Below are 24925 nucleotides of genomic sequence, written 5' to 3' on the forward strand. Positions count from 1 at the left end.
AAAGTTGGTCAAATTAAAACTTGTTTAGGAGTATGTGGAGAAGAGAAGAATGGTCCTAAAAATGCAGCTTTAGAATTATTTGAAGAGATTAAAAAACTATAATTAGTATGTTTTAAAAAATATTGATATATTTATAAGTAAAGTGGACTGAGTAATTGAACTTAGGAATACTAAAATGAGTATAGTCCCATTTTAGCTTGCTCCCAATTTAAAATTGAGACAAGCAGTAAATGTGAATTAAAAATGAAACTCGACTCCTTTTAGTCGCTGAGTAAGTTCGAGAAACGAAATATAAAAATTCCGACTCTCACTTAACTATTCTCAAAATCCAATTACAATGCCACTTTAACTATTGCATATATCAACATGACTTTAAAACACAACTTAATTTTTAAACCTTAATATTATCTTAAGCTAATGTTAATTTACTATCAATGTTTAAAATGGTAAAATTAATAGTACTAAAGTATTTAGAGAGACGGTGAGATAGGTTTGAAGAATTCTTTTAGAAATATTATTATGTCGTTTTTAGTTATTAATATATTTTCATTATTTGGATCGTTAGAATATATGGATTTAGTTAATAAGAAGGTATATGCTGCAAGCAAGAACTATGCTGAGAGTAAAGTATATTTAGAAAATATATATTTAAGTGATAAATGTCATATTGATTTTCAGAAAGAAAAATATTCTTATGTTTTAGATGTTGATAAATCACTTGAAGATATATTAATTAAAGCTAAGCCAGAAGACTATAGCTATATAGTTAAAGTTGATGGAGACGTAATAACAAGAGATGATAAGTATAAGAAATTAGTACCTTTAGAAATTGGAAAAAACAAAATTGAAATAGAGGTTAGTGATAAAAATAATAATAAAATAAATGAGTATTATATATACATATATAGGGGCGGAGATGAATTTAATTATTTATTAAATGATATAAATATTGATTCAAGTAGTATTGGATTTCAAAGGGAAAATAGTTCCTATAATATTGATATTGATGAGGATATATCCAAAGTTTTACTTAAGGCTATTCCAAAGGAGAAAAATTACAAGGTAGTTGTTAATGGGACTGAACTTGATTATCCTAATCTTATTAGAATAAGATTTAGCGGAATAGGAAAATATGAAATTAAAATCAATGTTATTGATACTGAAACTAATAAGTCAAAGGAATATAAGCTAGGTATGTATGTAGGAATTCCAATATCTCCAGATGTTTCTAATGCTATAAATTCAGTTAAAAAACCTAATCAATGGGTAATGGTTAATGGAAGATGGAGATATAACGATTTATTAGGAGAACCTATAAAAGATAAATGGTTTTATGATATAAAATATGATAATTATTTTTATTTTAATAAAAAAGGAAATATGAAGACTGGATGGATTTGTGTAGATAATGAATGGTACTATTCAGCAGCTAATGGTGAAAGAGAGACAAGTTGGTTTTTGGAAGATAATGAATGGTATTATTTGGGATACGATGGAAAGATGAGAACTGGATGGGTTAAATATAACGATAAGTGGTATTTTTTAAATTCATTTGGAGTTATGGAAAGAGGCTGGATTCGTGATGAAGGAAATTGGTATTTATTAGAAGAAAGCGGTGAGATGAAATTTGGATGGATAACATATAATCAAAATAGGTATTTTGCAGATTCAAATGGAAAAATGCATACAGGATGGTTAAATTATGAAAAAGAATGGTACTATTTTAATACAAATGGAAGTATGAAAAGTGGAGAATGGTTATTTTATAAGAGCAATTGGTACTATATAAATTATATTGGTACCATGAGAACAGGTTGGCTATATAAAGATAATAAGTACTATTATTTTAATGAAGATGGAACAATGAATACAACTACTAAAACTATAGATGGATATACTTATAATTTCAATAAAAATGGTTCAGCAAATTTTAACTGATTTTTTTATTCTTTAGCAATTATAATATAGTGAAATCAGTGGATAACTTAAATTATAATTTTGGTTAAAGTTGAAGAAATGTCATCTAAAGAATAAAAAAAGAATTTAGTCGCTTGCCAAGTTTTTTCACATACGTTTGAAAAGGCAGATGCGTAAAAAATCGACAGCTCCATAGTGGATTTATCGATTTTTTTATTGACTTAATGATTTGACATGGAGGTTAACTGTTTATGAAGTTTCCTGAATTACAAGAACACATTAAGGAGTTTATGAATAATGAAAATTATATGGAATACTTTAGAGCATTTGCAGTTCATAACATTGAATATGATCCGCATTATGTAAAAAGTGTTATGGAGTATCTTTTAGATATTTCAAGAAAGCTTGACTATGAATTAGCAGAGCATTGGTGCTTAATATATATTGGATGGTGTGAACAACTTGAATGTAATTTTGAAAAGGCAATAAAATTACATTTAATGTCAAAAGAATATTTTGAAAAAATTAAAGAACTAGAGGGTGTTAGTGTAACATGCAATGCACTACTTGTTGACTATTTAAAAATAGGGCAATTTGATTTAGCTATAATTAATGCATTAAGAGGAGCTGACATTGCAAGAAAATTAGGAAATAAGAAATTATCTATAGTATTACTACTTAATATATCATATGCATATATTGACTCGTATAATTATGATGAAGCTATTAACACACTCAAAAAGCTTAAAGCATATAAAAGTGAATTTAATTTTAAACATGAAATATTAATGTGTACGATTTTAGCAGAATGTTCACTGTCTATAAATGACTTAGAAAGAGCATTTAATTATTCGACATTTGCATTGAAAATTATAGAAAAAAATAAGACTAAAATGTATAAGGTAGAATTATTATCTATAATTGCAGATATTTTATATAGAAAGAATGAAGAATGTGAAGCAATAAAATTATTTGAAGAATCATTAGAAATTCTTAGACAAGATGACAATTATTTAAGAGCAAAAATATTAATAAGATGGGGACAGTGCAATTTATATAATGAAAATTATATTTTAGCAGAAAAAAAGTTTTTAGAATGTCTTAATTTATTAGAAGAAACAAACTTTATTACTTTAAAATCACAGGTTTATAAAGAATTAAGTAGTATCTATGAAAAGTTAGGAAAATATAAAGAAGCATTTGAAGCAATGAAAGATTATGATAAGTATGAAAAAAGAGTATATGATTTACACAGCAGTAGCTGGTTTAGCATTTTTAAATATAGGAATTTAGAAGAGAAAGCAAATGTATATAGAGAATTATATAATAAGATAGAGCGTATTTCAGAATTAGGAAAAGAAATAATTTCCATATTAGATATAGATAAATTACTATATACTATTTATATTGAGGTTAAAAAGCTAATTGATACTGATATATTTGGAATTGCTTTATTTGATGAAGAAAAAAGTATATTAGAATATAAATTGTTTATAGAAAATGGTGATGTTAAAAATTTATGTTCTATTTCTCTTGACGATAAAAATAGTTTTGGTGTGTACTGTTTTAAAAGTAAAAAAGAAATTTTAATTAACAATATTGAAAATGAACATATTAAGTATGTAAGAAAATTTAATGTTAATAAATACAAGAAAGTTCCGTACTCAATACTATATATTCCTATAATTATTAAAAATAAATCCATAGGTGTTATAAGTGTTCAAAGTTATAGAAAAAATGCGTATACAAGAAATGAGTTAAATGAACTAAAAATCTTGTCATCTTATATAGCCATTGCACTTCAAAATGGTAAAATATTTAATGCAGTTGAGCATTTTGCAAAGTATGATTCATTAACAGGAATGCTTAATAGAAATGTTATATTAACTCAAGGAGAGGACATTTTAAATAATAGATTGGAAACAAAAGATAAGTTTTCTATAATAATGATTGATGTTGATTATTTCAAAAAAATCAATGATAACTATGGTCATGACATAGGTGATATTGTTTTAAGAGATGTTAGCGCAATAATAAAAAGTGAAATTAGAAATACGGACTCTTTAGGAAGATATGGTGGAGAAGAATTTTTGGTATTATTACCAAATATAAATTTAGAAGAAGCTAAAAAAATTGCGGATAGAATTAGGAAGAGTGTAGAAAATTATAAATATTATTATTTAACTAGTAAAAAACATAATCGTGTTACATTAAGTCTTGGTGTTTATGAATTCAATAAAGATGAATTTGATTTTTTTGAAGGTGTAAAAAAGGCAGATAAAGCACTATATATGGCAAAATCTTTAGGCAGAAATATGGCAATTGAATATTCAGTATAAATTAAAAAATTATTTTTTTATGAGCTATTATACTTAATTTTCTTATTAAAGATTAGTATAACAGCTCATAAATTTTTGCTTTGAAATTATGTTATGTTTTAGCAGAATGTTGATATATGCATAAGTAAAGTGGGCGGAATGTAAAAAAGGAAACTTGACTTCTGATAGTCGCTGAGTAAGTTGGAGGAGCGAAATATAAAATTCCGACTCTCACTTAATAACACTAAAATGATTATAGTTATATCATTTGTGATTTTTTTTTCATAATATAAAATTAAAAAGTAGTTCTTTTTAATTGAGGTGCTTAATTTTGAAAAAGAGATTTTCATATTTAAAGAAAATATTAAGTAAAATATGTTTAGGAGATAAATGTTTAATTATATTTATGATAATTATATTTATTCATGTAACATTTGATCTATTTATAGGTGGTAATGGAATAAATTCTGAAGAGACAGTAAATGCAATAGATATAATAGTAAGGACTACTATTGCATCTATATTCGGATATTTTATAAGTTCAAATTTTGTGAAAAATAAAAAAGAAATTTTAGATGAAAAAGAAAGTAATAAATGCTATTTAGAGAATAAAAACAGTAATAAAGCTTATTTGAATGATAATAAGAAGGTAATTATAAATAATAATAATGAACATTTAGATGGTGAAAATAAGCAGAACCGTGCAAGTGAAGAACAAATTATTATTGTTTTCATAATTGGATTAGCTTCTATGATACTATTACTTTTGGTAAGAGATTTCATACAAGTTTCTAATCCGGATATTCCCATAATATCTCAATTAAGAGATATTGTTTGTGGCTGTGTGGGATTTTTGTTAGGATGTCCTTCAAATCACAAGTAAAGTTTGTTATGATTATATTATAAAATATTACTATTTAGTAATTTAAATATTAAATAGTAATATTTTAGAAAGAAAGTTTACAAGATGGAGGATAATAATGAAAAATGTGCTTTTGAGAAAGGTATTGGCATCAGTATTGACAGCAACTACTATAATAACATTTATACCTATTAAGGCATCGGCAACGTGGACAAAAGATTATTTAGGAAATTGGAATTGGATGGAAAATAGACATAATGCAATTGGCTGGAAAAATATAAATGGAAATTGGTATTATTTTGATTATAGCGGAGTAATGAGGACTGGTTGGATAAATGATTGGGGCTATTGGTATTATGCTGATTCTAACGGTGTAATGCAAAATGGAATAGTTGAAATAGATGGAAAAATTTATGCATTTGATGATAGAGGTATTATGCAAAAAGGAAATGTATCTATAAATGGTCAGAGTTATAAATTCAATAATCAAGGTTATGCAATAGGAGATAAAATTCCGGCACCTATTAAGACTTTTGATAATGGAAATAATTTATTACCATATGGATCTAAGCCAGCATACTCTAATTCAGGAGATTCATCAAGTGATTCTGATTCAGAAGATGAAATTTTTAAGGATGTTGAAACAATAAAAGTTAGATATAAAGTTACTTTTAATACTGATGGTGGAAGTAGCGTTTCAGCTATAACTAATATAAAATCAGGAAAAACGATAGACTTACCAAAGGAACCTACAAAGGATGGTTATAAATTTGATGGTTGGTATAAAGATGATGACTTTGATAAGGAGTTTACAGAAGATACTAAAATAAGATCTAATATGAAAGTATATGCAAAATGGATTAAAGAAGGCTCATCTGATAATTCTAGTTCAGGAGATTCATCTTCTTCAAATAGTAATTCTGTAATTGTAAATAATGTACAAGTAACAGTAGGTGAGAATGAATCGGATATTGGTAATGTTAAAGTAAGTGCAAAGGCAACTAATTATGCTGGATTAACTGAGGCAACCATTGATTTAATAGATAAAAAGACTGATGAGGTTAAGAAAACTCAAAATCTTAACATAGGTGGAAGTGGCTATATAAAATTCACATTCACAGGCGTTGAAAAAGGAACATATTATGCAAAGGTAACAGTTGGAAAAGTAAATTCTAATTCATCTGAGTTTATTATATTATCAAAGGATGAAGTAGCGAGTAGTGATGTTATAAAAGATATGAATGAACTTAGATTACAAGATATAAGTTTAGTAACAGAAGATTTAAGTTTACCTACAAAGGGATCACACGGTAGCGTTATTACTTGGAAGTCATCAGATTCAAATATAATAGATGCTACTACAGGTAAAGTAAATAGAATAAATGGTGCTGGAACAGAAGTAGTTAAATTAACAGCGACTATATCTAAAGGGAATTCTACTCCAGTAACCAAGGACTTTAATGCTTATGTAAAGAAATTTGATATGAAGTTAGGTGAGGCAGTTGAAAAAATAAATAGTGCCTCAAAAGCTGGAACTAATGAACAGGACAAGATATTATCTATTAAAAATCAATTAACTACAAGTTGTATGGTATCAATTGGTGTAAATGAATCTCAATACAATAAGTATAATGAGCTAAATTTGTCATCTAAGCCTGATAAAGAGCAAACTTATCAATTAGAAGTTGCAAAATCAATTTATGATGATTTAAATTCTAATAAGTATATATCAGGAAATATTGATATTAATAACCTTACTAATGTGGATAAAAAAGAACTAGAAAATGAAGCAATGGGTATTGCTAGAATGTTTGATAGAGCTGTCACTGAACAAGCTAGATTGAAGGAAAGAAAAGAAAATGAAATAGAATCAGATAATAAATTAAAAGAAGCAAAGGAAAAGTTAACTAAAACTATAAATGCTCAGTATTCTGATGGAGATTTAAGAAATAAATTAATCGAACAACAAGATAAGAATACTAAAGAAAGTTGGATTAGCTATATTTCGGCATTAATGAATGCCAAGGAAATTGAAAATAATGATAAAGCTAATTTATCAAATGTAGAACGTGCAATAAATTATTTAAATTCTTGTAAAGCTAATTTAGTGGGAGCATATTTAACAACAATAAATATTTATAAGAATTATACTGAAAAAGATGTAAGCAAAAAAGATGAATTTAAATGGAGTGATTTTAGAAAAGAAGTAAGATTTAAAAAGGGATTATCATCTCCAATAATTGCTGAACGAGGTGGAGAAAGTTCTTATAAGGCAACTTTAACTAAGGGTGAATATAAGATACTAGTTGATGGAGAAGATACTGGCCAAACGATAATTATAAATGATAAAACAGAAAGCAAGGATTTATATTATTATACAGTTAGGTTTGAAGCTATAAAACCGGATATTGTAAGCTGTGATATTAATTCTAAATATGGAAATACTATAGATGGATATAAGAAAATAAATTCTGGTGATGCAATACTTTATATACCAAGTATTAATGATATCAATAAATCAAGAAACGAGATTATTCTTGACGTGAATGCTAATAGTTATTATACAAAAGAATTCTCCTATTTATGGAAGTCATATGATGGAGAAGAAAAATCAACTTCAGCCTCATATTCAATTGAAAATTTAAAAACTTATGGAAAAATAGAAGTAACTTGCAAAGTTACTCCAAAAGAATTAATAATTATAGATATAAATGGAAAATCTCCAAGTGATAATTTAGGTAAAGCTACTATTATAGCTAAAGTATATGGCTATAATGGACAAGATAAAAAGGTTGAGTTGTTTAAAAATGATGTTCTAGTAGCTACAAAAGAAAAAGAAGATGTAAAAATAGATGAGCATGGAAATCTTACAGCTGACTTTACAGGACTAGATAAAGGTGAATATAAAATTAAAATCACAATAGGAGCATTAGAGCGTGAATCATCAGGAAGTTTTTATGTTAATAAAATTGATCAAGCAGTATTAGAGTCAGTAAATGCTATTAATGAGGCAATGAAGGCTGATGCTACAGATTCAACTTATACAAAACTTAGGGAATTATTTAGTCCTGGCAATCCTAATAGTCATTATTTAATTTCTATTGGATTAAATATTGATGGGTATAATAATTTAAGTGATGATAAATATAAAATAGAAGTTGCAAAAGCTGTTTATAATGCAGGAAAAATAAGTGCTTTTGCAGTAGATGAAAGCGGAAAAGCTAGAATTAAAAAAGCATTTAATGATGCAGTTATAGCCCAAACAAAAATAAAGCAAAGTGATGATGCAATTTTAGCAGCAGATAAATTAAAGCTGGAGAAAGGTACTCATTAAAATTAAATGTTATAAGTCCAAGCTGGTGACTGTCACCAGCTTGGACTTAACCGTTTGGGAAAAAATGTACCCCAGGGGTGCAAATTTTGTGATATAATACTTTAGTCAATATATTGAATGTATTTAGTGTATTTGGACATATTTTAATATAGATAATATTATTAAGAAACAATAAATTTTAAGAATGTTTATAATATAATTAATGAAATTTTAAATTAGGGAGGATTTACTTTTGGCTGATTATATAAAAGAAATTGAAAAGAGAAGAACCTTTGCGATTATTTCCCATCCCGATGCGGGAAAAACTACATTAACAGAAAAGTTCTTATTATACGGAGGAGCTATTAGACTTGCAGGTTCTGTTAAAGCAAGAAAGGCATCTAAACATGCAGTTTCTGACTGGATGGAAATTGAAAAACAAAGAGGTATCTCAGTTACTTCATCTGTTATGCAATTTAACTATGATGATCACTGTATCAACATATTAGATACTCCAGGTCACCAAGACTTCTCAGAAGATACATATAGAACACTTATGGCAGCAGATAGCGCAGTAATGGTTGTAGATGCTGCAAAGGGTATAGAAGATCAAACAAGAAAGTTATTCCATGTTGCTTCTTTAAGAGAAATGCCTATATTTACTTTTGTAAATAAAATGGATAGAGAAGCTAGAGATCCATTTAGTTTACTTGATGATATTGAAAATGAATTAGGAATTAAAACTTATCCAATGAACTGGCCAATTGGTTCTGGTAAGGACTTTAAGGGTGTATATGAAAGAGATAATAATAGAATCATAGCCTTTAATGGAGGAAACCATGGTCAAAATGAAGTTGAAGCTATAGAGGGTTCAGCAGATGATCCTAAGTTTAGAGAAATTTTAGGAGAAGCACTTCATGATAAGTTAATGGAAGATATTGAACTTTTAGATATTGCTGGAGATGATTTAGATTTAGAGGCTGTAAGAAGTGGGGAATTAACTCCTGTATTCTTTGGTTCAGCATTAACAAACTTTGGTGTAGAACCATTCTTAGAACATTTCTTAAAAATGACTACATCACCACTTGCAAGAAACTCATCAGAAGGGGTTATTGACCCATTTGAAGATAAATTCTCAGCTTTTGTATTTAAGATTCAAGCTAATATGAATAAAGCTCATAGAGATAGAATTGCATTTATGAGAATTTGTTCAGGTAAGTTTAACAAAGGTGAAGATGTATATCATATGCAAGGCGGAAAGAAGATTAAACTTGCTCAACCTCAACAATTTATGGCTCAAGATAGAGAAATTGTTGAAGAAGCTTATGCAGGAGATATAATTGGGGTATTTGATCCAGGTATATTTTCAATAGGGGATACATTATGTGCTCCATCAAAGAAATTTAAGTTTGAAGGAATCCCAATATTTGCACCAGAACATTTTGCAAGAGTGAGACCAGTTGATACTATGAAGAGAAAACAATTTATAAAAGGTGTAACTCAAATTGCTCAAGAAGGCGCAATACAAGTATTTAAAGAAATTCATATAGGTATGGAAGAAATTATAGTTGGAGTTGTTGGTGTGCTTCAATTTGAAGTTCTAGAATATAGATTAAAGAATGAATATAATGTAGATATTAAAATGGATAGATTAGCTTATAGATATGTAAGATGGATAGAAAATAAAAATATTGATATGGATAAGTTAAACTTAACTTCAGATACTAAGAAGGTTAAGGATTTAAGAGATAGAAACTTACTTATATTCCAAAATGATTGGGGAATAAGCTGGGCTTTAGATCATAATAAAGATGTGATTTTATCTGATGTAGGTAAGAGCGAAGATTAATTAAAATATAATTGTGTTTATATATGCATAAGTAAATTGGACTGAGCAAAATGCTAATTTATTTAAAGCATATATAAACAAATATTAAAAATATAAATAAAGAATAGTAGTTGACTTAAACTAGTACAGTTGCTATTTTAAAGTTACTAGAAGAAAAAGCGAAAATAGAATATAGAAAAATTTACACTTTATTTTTAATGAAGTGTAATTTTTTTGCTATATATTTAAGTTGTGGTATTTTATTGATGATAATATTATAGATTAGTAAAAAACGGTAATACACAATTTGATTAAAATGTAAACATATACTATAATATAATAATAAGGTGATAATAAATATTATTTAATACAATTTATTATAAAATGTATTTAAAATTAGATTATGTTTTATATTAAGTTGATATTGTAGTATGGATTTTAAAATAGAGAAATTTATTTTATATTTATAAAAAAGTAAATTTAAATGTTAGAATGTAATTATATTAAAACATAAATATTAGTTTGAAAAGATATATTAAAAATGGAGGGAAATATAATGGGTGTTGCTTTTAAAGATATTAATTTTAATGAATTAGTTAATAAATTAGCTCCTTGCTGTTTGTCAGAAGATGTATGTAGTACATGCACTAAAGAAAAGTGTTTAATCGGATATGGTAAGGAATGTATAAAAGGATGTTTGAAAAATAGAGTCACGTATGTTGAAAATGGATATGGAAATATTCCTGTAATGGATACAAAATTATATGATAAAGATGATGTTATTATTGCTATAGCAGATATACTTAAGAGATGTAAGAGTTGTCAGGAAAATCATTACGATAACTGTATAATTAATGTTTTAAGAAATTGTTATGAGATAAGTTTATTTGGAGAAGGACAAGAATATCAAGGAAGTGCATTTATGTATTTAAATAACTTAAAAAACGTAAATGAAGAAATTGCAGAAAAAATGTTTGCTAAATATAGTGAAAAATAATAAACAGAGAGCTTTTAAAGATGATGTTTTGATTTGGAAACATCATCTTTTTTAATGTATAGGAAATTATAGAATTTTTGAAGATTGAAAGGCTGATGAAATCTAAGGTTATGGATATATTTTTCAATTGACAATGAACAATTGACAATTTAGGATGAAATCACAATGTGATTTCTAAATATATATTTTTTAAGAAAGCCAGCGGCTTTCAACCACAATTGTCCATTGTCAATTGTAAATTGTTCATTGAAGGGTGGCGTAGCCACTTTTGTTCTTGTAAAAGAAAGTATAGAATTTTTGAAGCTTTAAAGTCTGATAAAATTTAGGTTTAAGTAAATATTAGTCGAGAATCCACTTTACCATATGTATATGTTTACATTGAGAGGTTACATAAATATATGATATAATGGAAAATGTAACATAAAAATACAAAAGGAGAGATGGGATGTTAAAGAAGTATAAAGATACAATATTTCTTAAAAATCTTAAAAAGAAAGTTACTGTATTTACAATAGCAATGATGAGCATTTATGCACTTACAATAACTTTTTCTAATCATGAAGCACAAGCATATATTTCTAATGGAACAGATCATAATATTGAAATGATATGTCCTTCTACAGCGTATTCTTCGGGTAATATGACAGCTAGCGGAATTCCATGTGTAAGAAATCCTCTAGGAATTAGCACAATTTCAGTTGATCCAAGTGTATTTCCTTATGGTTCTATTTTGTATATAGAGGGATATGGTTATGCTGTTGCAGCTGACAGTGGAGCAGCTATAAAAGGAAATAAGATTGATGTATATTTTAACAGTGATGAAGAATGTTGTGAGTGGGGCGTAAGAAATGTAAAAGTTACATGCCTTGGAGATTCTTCAAGAAAATAAAAAATTATAAACATAAAAATGACTAAGAAAATTTTGATTTTTCTTGGTCATTTTATTATATAAAGAGATTACAAACCTTTAAACATTGCCTAAATAAAAGAAAAAATAAAAAAGTTGGGTTATAATAATTTATATATGATTTCATATTAGTATAATCTAAAATGTAGAATTAAAAAGAGTGTGTGCATAAAAATATAATTTATTATAGAGTGGTTTAACTTAAAAGTGAACAGGAGATTTTTAATGAAGAGCAGAAAGACAATGGTTGAAGATTCTCACAAAAGAAGTGAGAATTATGGAGTTGAAAAGAAATCGAGTTATTCAAAAAAAATTCTTTCAGGGATAGAATTAGAAAAAATACTAGCTGATAATAAAGAATTAATAGAAATATCAAAGCTATACATTGATATGGTTTTTTCAGCAGTTATGGATAATGAATTTATTATTGTTTTGACTGATAAAAATGGATGTATTTTATATATAAAAGGAGCAGAAGAAAATGCTAGCAAATTAGATTGCATTAATCTTAAAGTCGGTGCATATATGGATGAACAAAATATAGGTACAAATGCAATGGGAACTGCTATTAAAGAAGATGATTGTGTTCAAATAACAGCTAATGAACACTATATAGAGGGATTACAAAGTTTAACTTGTTCAGCAGCACCAATTCATGATACTGATGGTAAAATAATAGGAACTTTAAATTTAAGTGGCAGAAGTAATATGAAACATCCTCATACTTTAGGATTAGTTGTTTTTGGTGTAAAGGCAATTGAAAATGAATTTGATAATAAGAAAATAAATAATATATTAACTCAAACTTATAATTATATGGAAAGTATTATAGATAACCTAGATAAAGGAATTATGATTGTTGATAAAGATGAGAAGATCGTAAATATTAATAGTTTTGGTGTAGAAATGTTTAATAAGCCTAAGGAATCACTATTACACGAAAAATTACATTATATTTTACCTAATATGGGCAATATACTTGAAGAATTAGACATAAATAAAAATAATGTGATTAAAGACTTTAAGTTTAAGCATACAAGTAAATATAAGACTAGACTAGAATTTAAAGGAATTAGACATAAGGAAAAAATAATCGGAATGGTTGTGACAATGATAAATGAAAAGGAAGATAGAGATTTAAAGAATCCAACAGGAGCTTTTTGGACTTTTAATGATATCATAGGAGAAAGCGCTGCCATTGCTAATGTAGTAATTAACAGCAAAATTATTTCGAATAGTCCTTCAACTGTTTTAATTCAGGGAGAAAGCGGAACTGGAAAAGAAGTTTTAGCTCAAGCAATGCATAATTATAGTTTAAGAAGAACTAATAAATTTGTAGCTATAAATTGCGGAGCTATACCTATGAATATAATAGAAAGTGAACTTTTTGGTTATGAAGATGGTACATTTACTGGTGGTAAAAAGGGGGGTAAGCCAGGAAAGTTTGAAGTAGCTAATGGTGGAACTTTATTTTTAGATGAAATAGGTGAAATGCCACTTGATATGCAAGTTAGGCTTTTAAGAGTATTGCAAGAAGGTAGGGTAACTAGGCTTGGTGGAAATAAAGAAATTTCCGTTGATGTTAGAGTAATTGCTGCTACAAATAAAAAGCTAAAAAAAGAAGTTGAAAAAGGTACATTTAGAGAAGATCTTTATTATAGATTATGCGTTATTCCAATAACATTACCTCCCTTGCGTGAAAGAAAAGGGGATGTTGAAAAGCTTATAGAATATTTTTTAAGAATAAAATCTTTTAAGCTAAATAAAAGAATTCCTGAAATTAATAAAGAATTATATAAGAATTTATTATCATATAATTGGCCAGGAAATATAAGGCAATTAGAAAATTATATTGAAAATATAGTTAATTTAGATGGGATTTTATCATTTGATTTACTAGAAGATAGTGATGATGAAAGAAAAGATATGATTTCTGAAAAAGTTATTGATGAGTGTTGTTATTCAACTTGTGAAACTCTTGAAATTAAAGAAGAAAATTTTAATTTAGAGAAATTAGAAAAGAAAACTATTAAGGAAGCTATAAAATCTTATAATCATAATATGACTAAAGTAGCACAAGTATTGGGAATAAGTAGAAATACATTATACTTAAAAATAAAAAAGTATAATGTAGAGTAAACATGTTAAGGCTATGGATATGTTTTTGAATTGACAATGTACAATGAACAATTGACAATTTAGGATGAAATCACAACGTGATTTCTAAATATATATTTTTTAAGAAAGCCAGTGGCTTTCAATCACATACTATAATTTATCTGGCTCATTGTTAACATAACAGATAGGAGCAATGCTATGAAAAAAATTTTATTGTTTATTGTAATTATAATAATATCAATATTTTTAATATTTAAAGTATTTTGTTATGGTACTGATATTAATGATAATATATCTATTATGTATACTGATAAAGACTATAAATCAACATATAGTATATACAATACACATAAAAAATCAATTAAAAATATTTTTTATAGAAAAAATGAAAATTATTCCGATTTTATCATAGATAAAGTGACTGATACCGTTTATTTTTCAGATTTAGTTAATAATAAATATAATATATATAAAATGGACTTATCAAATAATAATAAACTAGTTAATTTATTAAATAATGAGTATAGTGGAGATATATTTGACTTAAATAATGATAAAATAATTTTTAGAACATTTACTGCTGATAATACAAGTTATACACTTGGAGTGTATAACTTGAAAGAAAATAAAATTAAATTATGGGATAATCAAGATAGTGATTCTTATGTTTATAATTTTTATTGGGATAAGGATGCACATGTGATATATACAATAGAACGTTCAATTAAAGATATGGAATCTACACAAGATCCGATTCATAATATATTTAAATATGATGAGAATGGAAAAAATAAAGAATTATTATATTCAACAAGAAAATTTATAGATAATATATCTGTAAATGAGAAAAAGAATAAAATTATATTTGATGCAGCAACAATAGAAAATAATAAATTAATAAATAAAATTTATTTATTAAATTTAGATAATAATACTGAACAAATACTTTTAGAATCTAATGAGAACTTTAACTCAGTAAAAAAACCTAAATTATCACCAAATGGAGACGGATTTTATTTTTTAGCGACTACGTCGAAATCTAAAATTATTGAGGATGTTGAAGGAAGCGTACCTATAATGTCAAATGCAATTTATTATTATGATTTTAATTCTAATAAAACAAGTAAAACATTTGAAGATAGTAATTTTGTTATTAATAACTTCAAATTAAATTAATATTATAGAGCACTAGAATCCCAGTAGCCACCTTTATTTTTTTATTTTAGTATTATAAGTTGAAAATAAACTAATTTTTAACAGAGTTTTTATAAAATAAAATATTATTTTATTGCAAAAGTGTAATATAAACGGACAGTGTCCTAAAACAATACGTTTTATTTATGAATAAGTGTATTATTTTAGGACATTATTTTATTTATTAATATCTTTATTGTTTGAAGAATGGCTTAAACAGAAAAGATTGACAAAGTAATAACAATGTGGCACGGTTCTTGCTATATATATTTATGTAAGTTGTTTAACTTTAAAATAACAAAAAACAATATATAAAATAATAAAAGCAATTAAGAAAATAAAGATATATTTTAGGAGGAACAGATTATGGCACGTTTTACATTACCAAGAGATTTATATCATGGTGAAGGATCTTTAGAAACACTAAAAACTTTAAAAGGAAAGAAAGCATTCGTAGTAGTTGGTGGTGGATCAATGAAAAGATTTGGCTTCCTTCAAAAAGTTGAAGATTATTTAAAAGAAGCAGGAATGGAAGTACAATTATTCGAAGGTGTTGAACCAGACCCATCAGTAGAAACAGTAATGAAGGGTGCAGAAGCTATGAGAAACTTCGAACCTGATTGGATAGTTGCTATGGGTGGAGGATCACCAATAGATGCTGCAAAAGCTATGTGGATATTCTATGAATACCCAGATTTTACTTTTGAACAAGCTGTTGTTCCATTTGGATTACCAGATTTAAGACAAAAAGCTAAATTCGTAGCTATTCCATCAACAAGTGGTACTGCTACAGAAGTTACAGCATTCTCAGTAATAACAGATTACAAAGCAAAGATAAAATATCCTTTAGCTGACTTTAATATAACTCCAGATATAGCTATAGTTGATCCAGAATTAGCTCAAACAATGCCAGCTAAATTAGTAGCTCATACTGGAATGGATGCATTAACTCATGCTATAGAAGCATATACTGCATCTTTAAGATCAAACTTCTCAGATCCATTAGCTATGAAAGCAATAGAAATGGTAAACGAACATTTAGTTAAATCATTTGAAGGAGATAAAGAAGCTAGAAACTTAATGCATGAAGCACAATGTTTAGCAGGAATGGCTTTCTCAAATGCATTACTAGGAATAGTTCACTCTATGGCTCATAAAGTAGGAGCTGTATTCCATATCCCTCATGGATGTGCCAATGCAATATTCTTACCATATGTAATTCAATATAACAGAACTGAATGTGAAGATAGATATGGTGATATCGCTAGAGCATTAAAATTAGAAGGAAACAATGATGCAGAATTAACTGATTCATTAATTAAATTAATAAATGATTTCAATGATAAATTAAATATTCCTCATTCAATGAAAGAATATGGCGTTGAAGAAGCAGACTTTAAGGCTAATGTTGAATTTATAGCTCACAATGCAGTATTAGATGCATGTACAGGATCAAGTCCTAGAGCAATAGATGACAAGACAATGGAAAAATTACTTGGATGTACATTCTACGGAACTAAAGTTAATTTCTAATATTAGGAGTTAATAACGTATATTTAAACTAAAATTAATTTTTAATAATTTAATAAAAACAAAAGCTCTCGCTTTAGAGAGCTTTTGTTATTATTGGGAACTTAATGTAAAAAATAAGATTTAAAAGAAAAATATTACATATTATAATATAAAAACCATTGATTACATATGTAAAAACAGTTAAAATTGATAAAAACCATAGGGGGACAAATGATGTATAAGATAGTTAGTAAAAGAGAACTTACAAATAATATCTTTTTAATGGATATAGAAGCTCCAAGAGTAGCAAAATCAGCAAAACCTGGTCAATTTATTATTGTGAAAAATGATGAAAAAGGTGAAAGGATTCCTTTAACAATAGCAGATTACGATAAGGAAAAGGGAACTGTAACAATAGTTTTCCAAACTGTTGGACAAGGAACTAAACAATTAGCAACTTTTGAAGAAGGCGACTATGTTTGTGACTTTGTTGGACCATTAGGTCAACCAAGTGAATTTGTTCATGAAAATTTAGAAGATTTAAAGAAACAAAATATTATTTTCATAGCAGGTGGAGTTGGTGCGGCACCAGTTTATCCTCAAGTTAAATGGATGAATGAAAATGGAATAAAATGTGATGTTATAATTGGTTCTAGAAACAAAGAACTTTTAATATTAGAAGAAGAAATGAAAAAAGTTGCAGGAAATCTTTACATAGCAACTGATGATGGATCATACGGCTTTAACGGTAGAGTTACTGACTGTTTAAGTGATTTGGTTGAAAAAGGAAATAAATATGATCATGCAGTAGTTATTGGACCTATGATAATGATGAAATTTATGGCTGCTTTAACTAAAGAGCTTGGAATCAAAACAACTGTTAGCTTAAATCCAATTATGGTAGATGGTACAGGTATGTGTGGTGCTTGTAGAGTTACTGTTGGAAATGAAGTTAAGTTTGCTTGTGTTGATGGACCAGAATTTGATGGACATCTAGTTGATTTTGATGAATCAATGAGAAGACAAACTATGTACAAAAGTGAAGAAGGAAGAGCGCAATTAAAGATTGAAGAAGGGGACACTCATAGCCATGGTGGTTGTGGATGTAAAGGTGATAAATAATGAATATGCAAGATAGAATGAAAAGAACACCTGTTACTGAACAAGCTCCAGAATTAAGAGCTAAGAATTTTGAAGAAGTATGTTTAGGATATAATGAAGAAGAAGCTATAAAAGAAGCTAATAGATGTTTAGGATGTAAAAACCCTAAATGTGTTGAAGGATGTCCTGTATCAATTGATATTCCAGGATTTATAGCTAAAGCTAAAGATGGAGATTTTGAAAATGCAGCTAAAGAAATAGCTAAATATAGTGCATTACCAGCGGTTTGTGGTAGAGTGTGTCCACAAGAAAGCCAATGTGAAGGTAAGTGTGTATTAGGAATAAAAGGTGAAGCTGTAGCAATAGGTAAATTAGAAAAATTTACTGCTGATTGGTCAAGAAAAAATAATATAGATTTAGCAAAAACAGAAGCATTAAACGGTAAGAAAATTGCTGTTATTGGAAGTGGTCCTGCAGGACTTACTTGTGCAGGAGATTTAGCTAAAAGAGGATATGATGTTACTATATTTGAAGCTTTACATGAAGCAGGTGGAGTTCTAGTTTATGGAATACCTGAATTTAGATTACCTAAAGAAAAAGTTGTTAAAGCTGAAATTGAAAATATTAAGAAATTAGGAGTAAAGATTGAAACTAATGTTATCATAGGTAGAACTATAACAATAGATGAATTGATGAAAGAAGAGGGATTTGATGCAGTATTTATTGGATCAGGTGCTGGACTTCCTAAATTCATGGGCATAAATGGAGAAAATGCAAATGGTGTATTCTCTGCAAATGAATTCTTAACAAGAGTTAACTTAATGAAAGCTTTTAAAGAAGGATATCATACACCAGTTAAAGCAGGTAAAAAAGTAGCGATAGTTGGTGGGGGAAATGTTGCTATGGATGCTGCAAGAACTGCTTTAAGATTAGGTGCAGAAGCTCATATAGTTTATAGAAGAAGTGAATCTGAACTTCCAGCAAGAGCAGAAGAAGTACATCACGCTAAAGAAGAAGGAATAATCTTTGATGTTTTAACAAATCCAACTGAAATATTAAGTGATGAAAATGGATGGGTTAAAGGAATGAAATGCGTAAGAATGGAACTTGGAGAGCCAGATGCTTCTGGAAGAAGAAGACCAGTTGAAGTTGAAGGATCAGAATTTGTTATGGATGTTGATACTGTAATAATGTCACTTGGAACATCTCCAAATCCACTAATATCTTCAACAACTGAAGGATTAGATATTAATAAGTGGAAATGTTTAGTTGCAGATGAAAATGGCTTAACTACTAAAGAAGGAGTTTATGCTGGCGGAGATGCCGTTACAGGTGCTGCAACAGTAATACTTGCTATGGGTGCTGGTAAAAAAGCAGCAGAAGCTATAGATGGATATTTACAAGGTAAATAATTGTTTAATTAGATAAAGTAAAAAGTATGTGATTTTTAGTATGCAAAAATGATATGATGAATTTAAAAAAAGATGATTTCTGTATTTTCAGAAGTCATCTTTTTTGTCTTACAATAGATTTATAAAGTTAAGTTTCTTTGTTTCGACAATATATAGAGAGAGAAAAATATTGTCAATTAATAGATTAATCTTATGAAATTAATAATCAACAAGCAGTAGCATTTGATTATATAAGTATAAGAATTACTGAAGAGAATTAATACAGAGATTAGTTAACGTCATGATATACTTTTATGATTATTATTAAATGGAACATTGTACACTAAATTTAATAAGTTTATAATTTACGTATAAAGAATTACTATTTAGTGATTAATTATAAATAAAAAGAGTGATTAATTATAAATAAAAAGGGGGAGTTTGTAATGAGGTTTAAAAAAATAAGTACAAGAATGCTTACAATTCTACTATTCGTAACTATTTTATCAATGGTTTTGCTAGCGGGTATAAGTTATAAAAGTAGCAAGGGTATTATAGACAGACAAGTAGAAGAAAACATGCAAGCAGAATTAAGTTCTACAGTAAATGCAATAAATCTTAAGATGCAAGAAATTTCATCAATGTCTAGTCAACTTGCATTAAATGTTGGATCAACTTATAAAACTACATATTTATCACAATATGAAGAAATGATTGGAAAAACAATATTTAAAAGTGATCTGGTACTTGGTGCTGGAATTTGGTTTGAACCGTATGTTTATGATGCAAGCAAAGAATATGTTGGACCATATATTCATAAGAAAGATAATAAAGCGTTAGTGACATATGACTATAGCAATGCTGAATATAATTATTTTAATTATGAGTGGTATAAGAATGCTAAGAATAATAATAAAGAAACAGTATTTAGTGATTTATACTATGATGAAACATTAGATACTATAATGAGTACTTGTGCCACACCTATATATGATGCAGATGATAATTTTATTGGTGTAATTAGTGTTGATATGGAAATTCCATCAATTCAGGATTTAATAAATAATTTCAAAATTGGTGAAAATGGTAAGGCCTTATTGATAAATAATGACGGGAAATACATAACTAACAGTGATTATAAAAAAATAATGAAGACTAAAATTAATGAAGATGACAATAAATCACTTTCAGAATTTGGAAATGTTTTATTAAATAATACTGATGGGAAAAGTAATTTTTCTATTGATGATACAAAGTATGAAGCTTATTATACTACGGTAGACCCATTTGGATGGAAGCTATTTATGCAAATACCTATTTCGGAATTGAACAAACCTATAAATGATTTAATGTCTAAACTTATAGTGGTAGGAATTTTAGCTATAATATTAACTACATTAGCGATAATATGGCAAGTTCAATATCTAACTAAAACTATAAAAAAAGTTAATAATTTAGCATCAAACTTATCAAATGGAGATTTTTCTATTGATGAACTTGAAGTAACATCTAATGATGAATTAGGTCAAATGAGCAATTCATTAAATAAAATGTTATCAGAAAATAAGAATATGATACAGGAAATATCTAATGATGCAAACAAAGTAAATAGCATAACAGAAAATTTAAATAAATCAACTGAATATTTAGTAGAGAATTATAAGGTTATTAAAGATTCAGTTAAAAACATAAGTGAATCTATGCTTAATTCTAGTGCTACTACTGAAGAAGTTAATGCTTCTGTAGAAGAAGTTAACTCTTCCATCAGTTTATTGTCACAGGAAACAATTAAAAGTCATGATATGGCAAAAGACATAAAGGTGAGGGCATATAATATAGAAAAAATGAGTAATGACTCTTATAATAAAGCAACTAGTTTATCAGAAGTTCATGAAACAAATTTAAAACAAAGTATTGAAAATGCTAAAATAGTTGAAAATATAGGTACTATGGCTGAAGCTATTTCTGATATAGCAGAACAAGTTAATTTATTATCACTTAATGCATCTATAGAAGCAGCACGTGCTGGTGAACAAGGAAAGGGCTTTGCAGTAGTTGCCTCAGAAATAGGTAACCTTGCAACACAAACATCAGACACAGTAAAAGAAATTATTGAGACTATAAGTAAAGTGCAAGAAGCATTTAATAAATTAACTAATGACTCTACGCAGATGTTATTATTTATTAAAGATACTGTAACTCCAGATTATAAAGAATTTGTTGGAATAGCTAATCAATATGATAAGGATGCAAATGCTATTGAAGATATATCTATAAAAATATCTGAGATGACAAATAACATTGAATACATTACACATGAAGTTGGAGATGCAATACAAAATATTGCAGAAGCTTCTCAAGATACTGCATCTAATAGTGGAGAGATTGTTTCAAGTATAGAACTAGTTTCACAATTAGTTGAAGAAATATCTACTATTGTGGAAAATGAAATAGAGATTTCGGATAATCTTAATTCTATGGTTAAAAAATTCACTTTATAATATATTTTATTTAGAAAAATTTAATATATGGATGTGTTTTAGAATTGACAATGAACAATTGACAATTTAGGATGAAATCACAACGTGATTTCTAAATATATTTTTTTAAGAAAGCCAGTGGCTTTCAACCACAATTGTCAATTGTAAATTGTTCATTGAATGGTGGCGTAGCCACCTTTTAGGTGTTATATTTTTATAAATTCAGGTTTCATGTTATTGAATTTACAAATATATTTATATCCCATGGAACCTAGAACATCATGAATATAATCAAATTTAGTAGCTATTTGAGCTGGAATATGTGAATCAGAACCAACTGTAATTATTTCTCCACCTAAATCTTTATACATTTTAAGAATATTTTTAGATGGTGTTAAATCAGGAAGATTATATTTGAATGATGAAGTATTAATCTCTATTCCTTTACCAGAATCAATAACTTTTTTTAAGATTGCTTCTAAGTAGTCAGAGAAAAGCTCATCTTTTAAAAGAGTGTCATAATTTCCATATCTTTTTATTAAATCAACATGTCCTAAAATAGAGTAATCATCATATAAGTTGATTATTTCTAATAATCTTTTATAATATCCCTCATAAGCTTCATGTTGAGTCTTTCCTTTGTGAAAATCACCTGTAAATAGTTCATGTCTATCTATAGTATGTATAGATCCAATTACAAAATCAAAATTATTTTCTTTTATTTCTTTAGAACAACGCTCTAAAACTTGAGTTTGAAGTCCCATTTCAATACCTTTTTTTATAGAAATTTTATCATGATATTTATCTTTATAAAAATTTATATCTTTAAAGTATTTATCATAATCAACTTTAACATTTGGATTTCCTAATACATCATAATCAACATGATCAGTAAAACAAATTTCTTTAAGTCCTAACTCAATAGATTTTTCTATCATGTCTTTCATTGGAGTTTGTGAATCTGCAGAATAATTACAATGCATATGATAATCATAATATAACATAAAAAGCCTCCTTATTAATTTAAAACATAGATTAAATATCTTACTTTAAGTAATTTTAATACTAATTTTAATATATTACAAAATAAAATATTTTTGTAGTGCATTTAAAACAGAGCCTATTTTTATAATAATTATAAAATTGTTTGACATTATTAATAATAAAGATATATAATAAATCAAACAAATATATTTTAATAAATTTAATTTTGTAAAATTGAATTTATAATTAAGACTAAAGTATTCAATTTTTATATTACTTAAATGTATTTAAATATTGGTTTTTAGTAATAATATATTTTAGATCGATTATTCTTAATTAAGGTTAGGAGGAAAAGTTTATGGGAGAGAGATATGATATAGCCATTATTGGAAGTGGACCAGCAGGTTTGTCAGCAGCATTAAATGCAAGAATAAGAAAAAAGAACTTTATAATCTTTGGAAGTAAAGATATTAGTAATAAGTTAGTAAAAGCTCATACAATAAATAATTATTTAGGTTTTTATGAGAAAAGTGGATTGGAAATAAGAGATGAGTTTCTTAATCATTTAAAATCTATGGATATAAATATTACAGAAGAAAAAGTAAATAACATTTATGCAATGGGAGATTATTTTTCATTGATGATAAATGAAAAGATGTATGAAGCTACTTCTATAATATTAGCTACTGGAGTGAATTTTGGTAAGCCATTTAAGGGTGAAGAAGAGTTTTTAGGTAAGGGTGTTGGATATTGTGCAACATGTGATGCACCTTTATACAAAGATAAAGTGGTTACTATAATAGCTTATAATAAGAAAGATGAAGAAGAAGCTAATTTTATAGCATCAATAGCATCAAAGGTATATTATATACCTATGTATACTGAGGAAGTAGATGTTAAATCAGGTATTGAGATTATAAAAGATAAACCTATAGAGATAAAAGGCGATATTAAAGTTAATTCTTTAATTTTATCTAACAAAGAAATTAAAACTGATGGTATTTTTATATTAAGAGATAGTATATCACCTGGTCAATTAGTTCCTGGGTTAGAATTAGATGAAAATCATGTTAAAGTTGATAGACTGATGAAAACAAATATAAAAGGATGTTTTGCAGCTGGAGATATAGTAGGAGTGCCTTATCAATATATTAAATCAGCAGGAGAAGGAAATATTGCAGCATTATCTGCAGTTTCTTATGTAGATGAAAAAAATAAAAATATATTTGGCTATGTTTAAAAACAGTGTTGATATTGTAGTATAAAGCTCATGGACAGAGGAATTTACTTTAAGAACTCTAAAATAAAGCTTAGTCCAATTAATGCATGCTCCCAATCAAAGATTGCTGACAAGCAATTAATTGTAAGACTAAAAGGAAACTCGACTCATGTACATTCACTGAGTAAGTTCGAAAAGTTAAATATAAAATTTAGATTCTCACTTAACAGTTCTAAAAAGCAAATTCCAATGCCAGTTCGCCCTTATACTAAAATATCAACAATCACTTAAAACATAGCCATATATTTAAAAACTAAGTTAAAGGTTATAAATGATTATACTCTATAAGATTTATATATTTAAAAATAAACTGTTATAAAAAATAATAAAATAAAGTGAGGTAATAAATTATGTCAAAAATATTAAAAGTTAATGAATTTGATGATGCAATAAAAGAAGGAATTGTAATAGTAGATTTTTTTGCGGATTGGTGTGGACCTTGTAAGATGTTAGCGCCTATATTTGAAGAATTAGAAGAAGAAATGAAGGATAAAGTTAAATTCTTTAAAGTTAATGTAGATGAAAGTGGAGAATTAGCTAGTAAGTTTAGCGTGTTTAGTATTCCAACTATGATAATATTTAAAGATGGTAAAGATGTAAGTACTGAAGTAGGATTCTTACCAAAAGAAAAAATAAAAATGAATTTAGAAAAATACATATAATAAAATTAAGGATATGTTTTAAGTGAATGTTGATATATACATAAGCAAAGTGGACTGAGTAA

General features: G+C 27.2%; 16 protein-coding genes. 15 read left to right on the top strand and 1 reads right to left on the bottom strand.

The genetic code is table 11. The features are described from left to right. Positions 1-486 precede the first annotated feature (486 nt). The 13 genes from NG904_RS08635 to NG904_RS08695 all read left to right on the top strand — a co-directional run bounded on the left by NG904_RS08635 (position 487) and on the right by NG904_RS08695 (position 21959). Positions 487-1938 carry a cadherin-like beta sandwich domain-containing protein gene (locus tag NG904_RS08635; RefSeq protein ID WP_502801460.1) on the top strand — a complete coding sequence of 484 codons (1452 nt, stop codon included), beginning with the start codon at positions 487-489 and terminating at the stop codon, positions 1936-1938. A 230-nt stretch (positions 1939-2168) separates the two neighbouring features. Beyond that, entirely contained in the window at positions 2169-4256 is a 2088-nt protein-coding gene (locus NG904_RS08640) for a GGDEF domain-containing protein (protein ID WP_252231137.1), read from the top strand. A 310-nt stretch (positions 4257-4566) separates the two neighbouring features. Beyond that, the gene (locus tag NG904_RS08645; RefSeq protein ID WP_252231138.1) at positions 4567-5118 is read left to right on the top strand and encodes a hypothetical protein; all 552 of its coding nucleotides are present in this window, start codon (positions 4567-4569) and stop codon (positions 5116-5118) included. Positions 5119-5215: 97 nt separating this feature from the next. Beyond that, complete coding sequence (locus tag NG904_RS08650) at positions 5216-8431, top strand: InlB B-repeat-containing protein (protein WP_252231139.1); 3216 nt, start codon at positions 5216-5218, stop codon at positions 8429-8431. 232 nt (positions 8432-8663) lie between these two features. After that, entirely contained in the window at positions 8664-10259 is a 1596-nt protein-coding gene (locus NG904_RS08655) for a peptide chain release factor 3 (protein WP_252211770.1), read from the top strand. 535 nt (positions 10260-10794) lie between these two features. Then, positions 10795-11235 carry a hypothetical protein gene (locus tag NG904_RS08660; RefSeq protein WP_252211771.1) on the top strand — a complete coding sequence of 147 codons (441 nt, stop codon included), beginning with the start codon at positions 10795-10797 and terminating at the stop codon, positions 11233-11235. Positions 11236-11680: 445 nt separating this feature from the next. Then, positions 11681-12124 (top strand): 3D domain-containing protein, encoded by a 444-nt coding sequence (locus NG904_RS08665; protein WP_252231140.1) that lies wholly within the window; start codon positions 11681-11683, stop codon positions 12122-12124. A 243-nt stretch (positions 12125-12367) separates the two neighbouring features. Then, on the top strand, positions 12368-14281 hold the full coding sequence (locus NG904_RS08670; protein ID WP_252231141.1) for a sigma-54-dependent Fis family transcriptional regulator: 1914 nt from the start codon (positions 12368-12370) through the stop codon (positions 14279-14281). Positions 14282-14458: 177 nt separating this feature from the next. Further along, positions 14459-15436 carry a hypothetical protein gene (locus NG904_RS08675; RefSeq protein ID WP_252231142.1) on the top strand — a complete coding sequence of 326 codons (978 nt, stop codon included), beginning with the start codon at positions 14459-14461 and terminating at the stop codon, positions 15434-15436. 384 nt (positions 15437-15820) lie between these two features. Then, on the top strand, positions 15821-16987 hold the full coding sequence (locus NG904_RS08680; protein WP_252231143.1) for an iron-containing alcohol dehydrogenase: 1167 nt from the start codon (positions 15821-15823) through the stop codon (positions 16985-16987). A 213-nt stretch (positions 16988-17200) separates the two neighbouring features. Beyond that, the gene (locus tag NG904_RS08685) at positions 17201-18088 is read left to right on the top strand and encodes a sulfide/dihydroorotate dehydrogenase-like FAD/NAD-binding protein (protein WP_252231144.1); all 888 of its coding nucleotides are present in this window, start codon (positions 17201-17203) and stop codon (positions 18086-18088) included. Next, on the top strand, positions 18088-19479 hold the full coding sequence (gltA, locus tag NG904_RS08690) for an NADPH-dependent glutamate synthase (protein WP_252231145.1): 1392 nt from the start codon (positions 18088-18090) through the stop codon (positions 19477-19479). The genes NG904_RS08685 and gltA overlap by 1 nt, the downstream gene beginning before the upstream one ends. 425 nt (positions 19480-19904) lie before the next feature. Beyond that, positions 19905-21959 (top strand): methyl-accepting chemotaxis protein, encoded by a 2055-nt coding sequence (locus tag NG904_RS08695; RefSeq protein WP_252231146.1) that lies wholly within the window; start codon positions 19905-19907, stop codon positions 21957-21959. A 185-nt stretch (positions 21960-22144) separates the two neighbouring features. On the opposite strand, the gene NG904_RS08700 is transcribed toward NG904_RS08695, so the two are convergent. After that, a complete protein-coding gene (locus tag NG904_RS08700) occupies positions 22145-22942 on the bottom strand; it encodes a histidinol-phosphatase HisJ family protein (RefSeq protein WP_252231147.1) in 798 nt (265 codons plus the stop codon). Positions 22943-23280: 338 nt separating this feature from the next. Here NG904_RS08700 and NG904_RS08705 point away from each other — a divergent pair, with 338 nt between their 5' ends. Together NG904_RS08705 and trxA are read left to right on the top strand one after the other, a co-directional pair. Continuing rightward, positions 23281-24162 (top strand): NAD(P)/FAD-dependent oxidoreductase, encoded by an 882-nt coding sequence (locus NG904_RS08705; RefSeq protein ID WP_252231148.1) that lies wholly within the window; start codon positions 23281-23283, stop codon positions 24160-24162. 389 nt (positions 24163-24551) lie between these two features. Next, positions 24552-24863: a thioredoxin gene (gene trxA / locus NG904_RS08710; protein ID WP_012423094.1), complete on the top strand. Its 312-nt coding sequence runs from the start codon at positions 24552-24554 to the stop codon at positions 24861-24863. Positions 24864-24925 lie beyond the last annotated feature (62 nt).

The organism is Clostridium sp. ZBS15 (assembly GCF_023845705.1).
Taxonomy (GTDB): Bacteria; Bacillota; Clostridia; order Clostridiales; family Clostridiaceae; genus Clostridium; species Clostridium aquiflavi.

Excerpts from the sequence above, each read along its gene's own strand:
- NG904_RS08695 (WP_252231146.1), top strand. The coding sequence starts at position 19,905 with ATGAGGTTTAAAAAAATAAGTACAAGAATGCTTACAATTCTACTATTC.
- NG904_RS08670 (WP_252231141.1), top strand. The coding sequence starts at position 12,368 with ATGAAGAGCAGAAAGACAATGGTTGAAGATTCTCACAAAAGAAGTGAG.
- NG904_RS08640 (WP_252231137.1), top strand. The coding sequence starts at position 2,169 with ATGAAGTTTCCTGAATTACAAGAACACATTAAGGAGTTTATGAATAAT.
- NG904_RS08685 (WP_252231144.1), top strand. The coding sequence starts at position 17,201 with ATGTATAAGATAGTTAGTAAAAGAGAACTTACAAATAATATCTTTTTA.
- gltA (WP_252231145.1), top strand. The coding sequence starts at position 18,088 with ATGAATATGCAAGATAGAATGAAAAGAACACCTGTTACTGAACAAGCT.
- NG904_RS08665 (WP_252231140.1), top strand. The coding sequence starts at position 11,681 with ATGTTAAAGAAGTATAAAGATACAATATTTCTTAAAAATCTTAAAAAG.
- NG904_RS08680 (WP_252231143.1), top strand. The coding sequence starts at position 15,821 with ATGGCACGTTTTACATTACCAAGAGATTTATATCATGGTGAAGGATCT.
- NG904_RS08675 (WP_252231142.1), top strand. The coding sequence starts at position 14,459 with ATGAAAAAAATTTTATTGTTTATTGTAATTATAATAATATCAATATTT.
- NG904_RS08660 (WP_252211771.1), top strand. The coding sequence starts at position 10,795 with ATGGGTGTTGCTTTTAAAGATATTAATTTTAATGAATTAGTTAATAAA.
- trxA (WP_012423094.1), top strand. The coding sequence starts at position 24,552 with ATGTCAAAAATATTAAAAGTTAATGAATTTGATGATGCAATAAAAGAA.
- NG904_RS08705 (WP_252231148.1), top strand. The coding sequence starts at position 23,281 with ATGGGAGAGAGATATGATATAGCCATTATTGGAAGTGGACCAGCAGGT.
- NG904_RS08650 (WP_252231139.1), top strand. The coding sequence starts at position 5,216 with ATGAAAAATGTGCTTTTGAGAAAGGTATTGGCATCAGTATTGACAGCA.
- NG904_RS08700 (WP_252231147.1), bottom strand. The coding sequence starts at position 22,942 with ATGTTATATTATGATTATCATATGCATTGTAATTATTCTGCAGATTCA.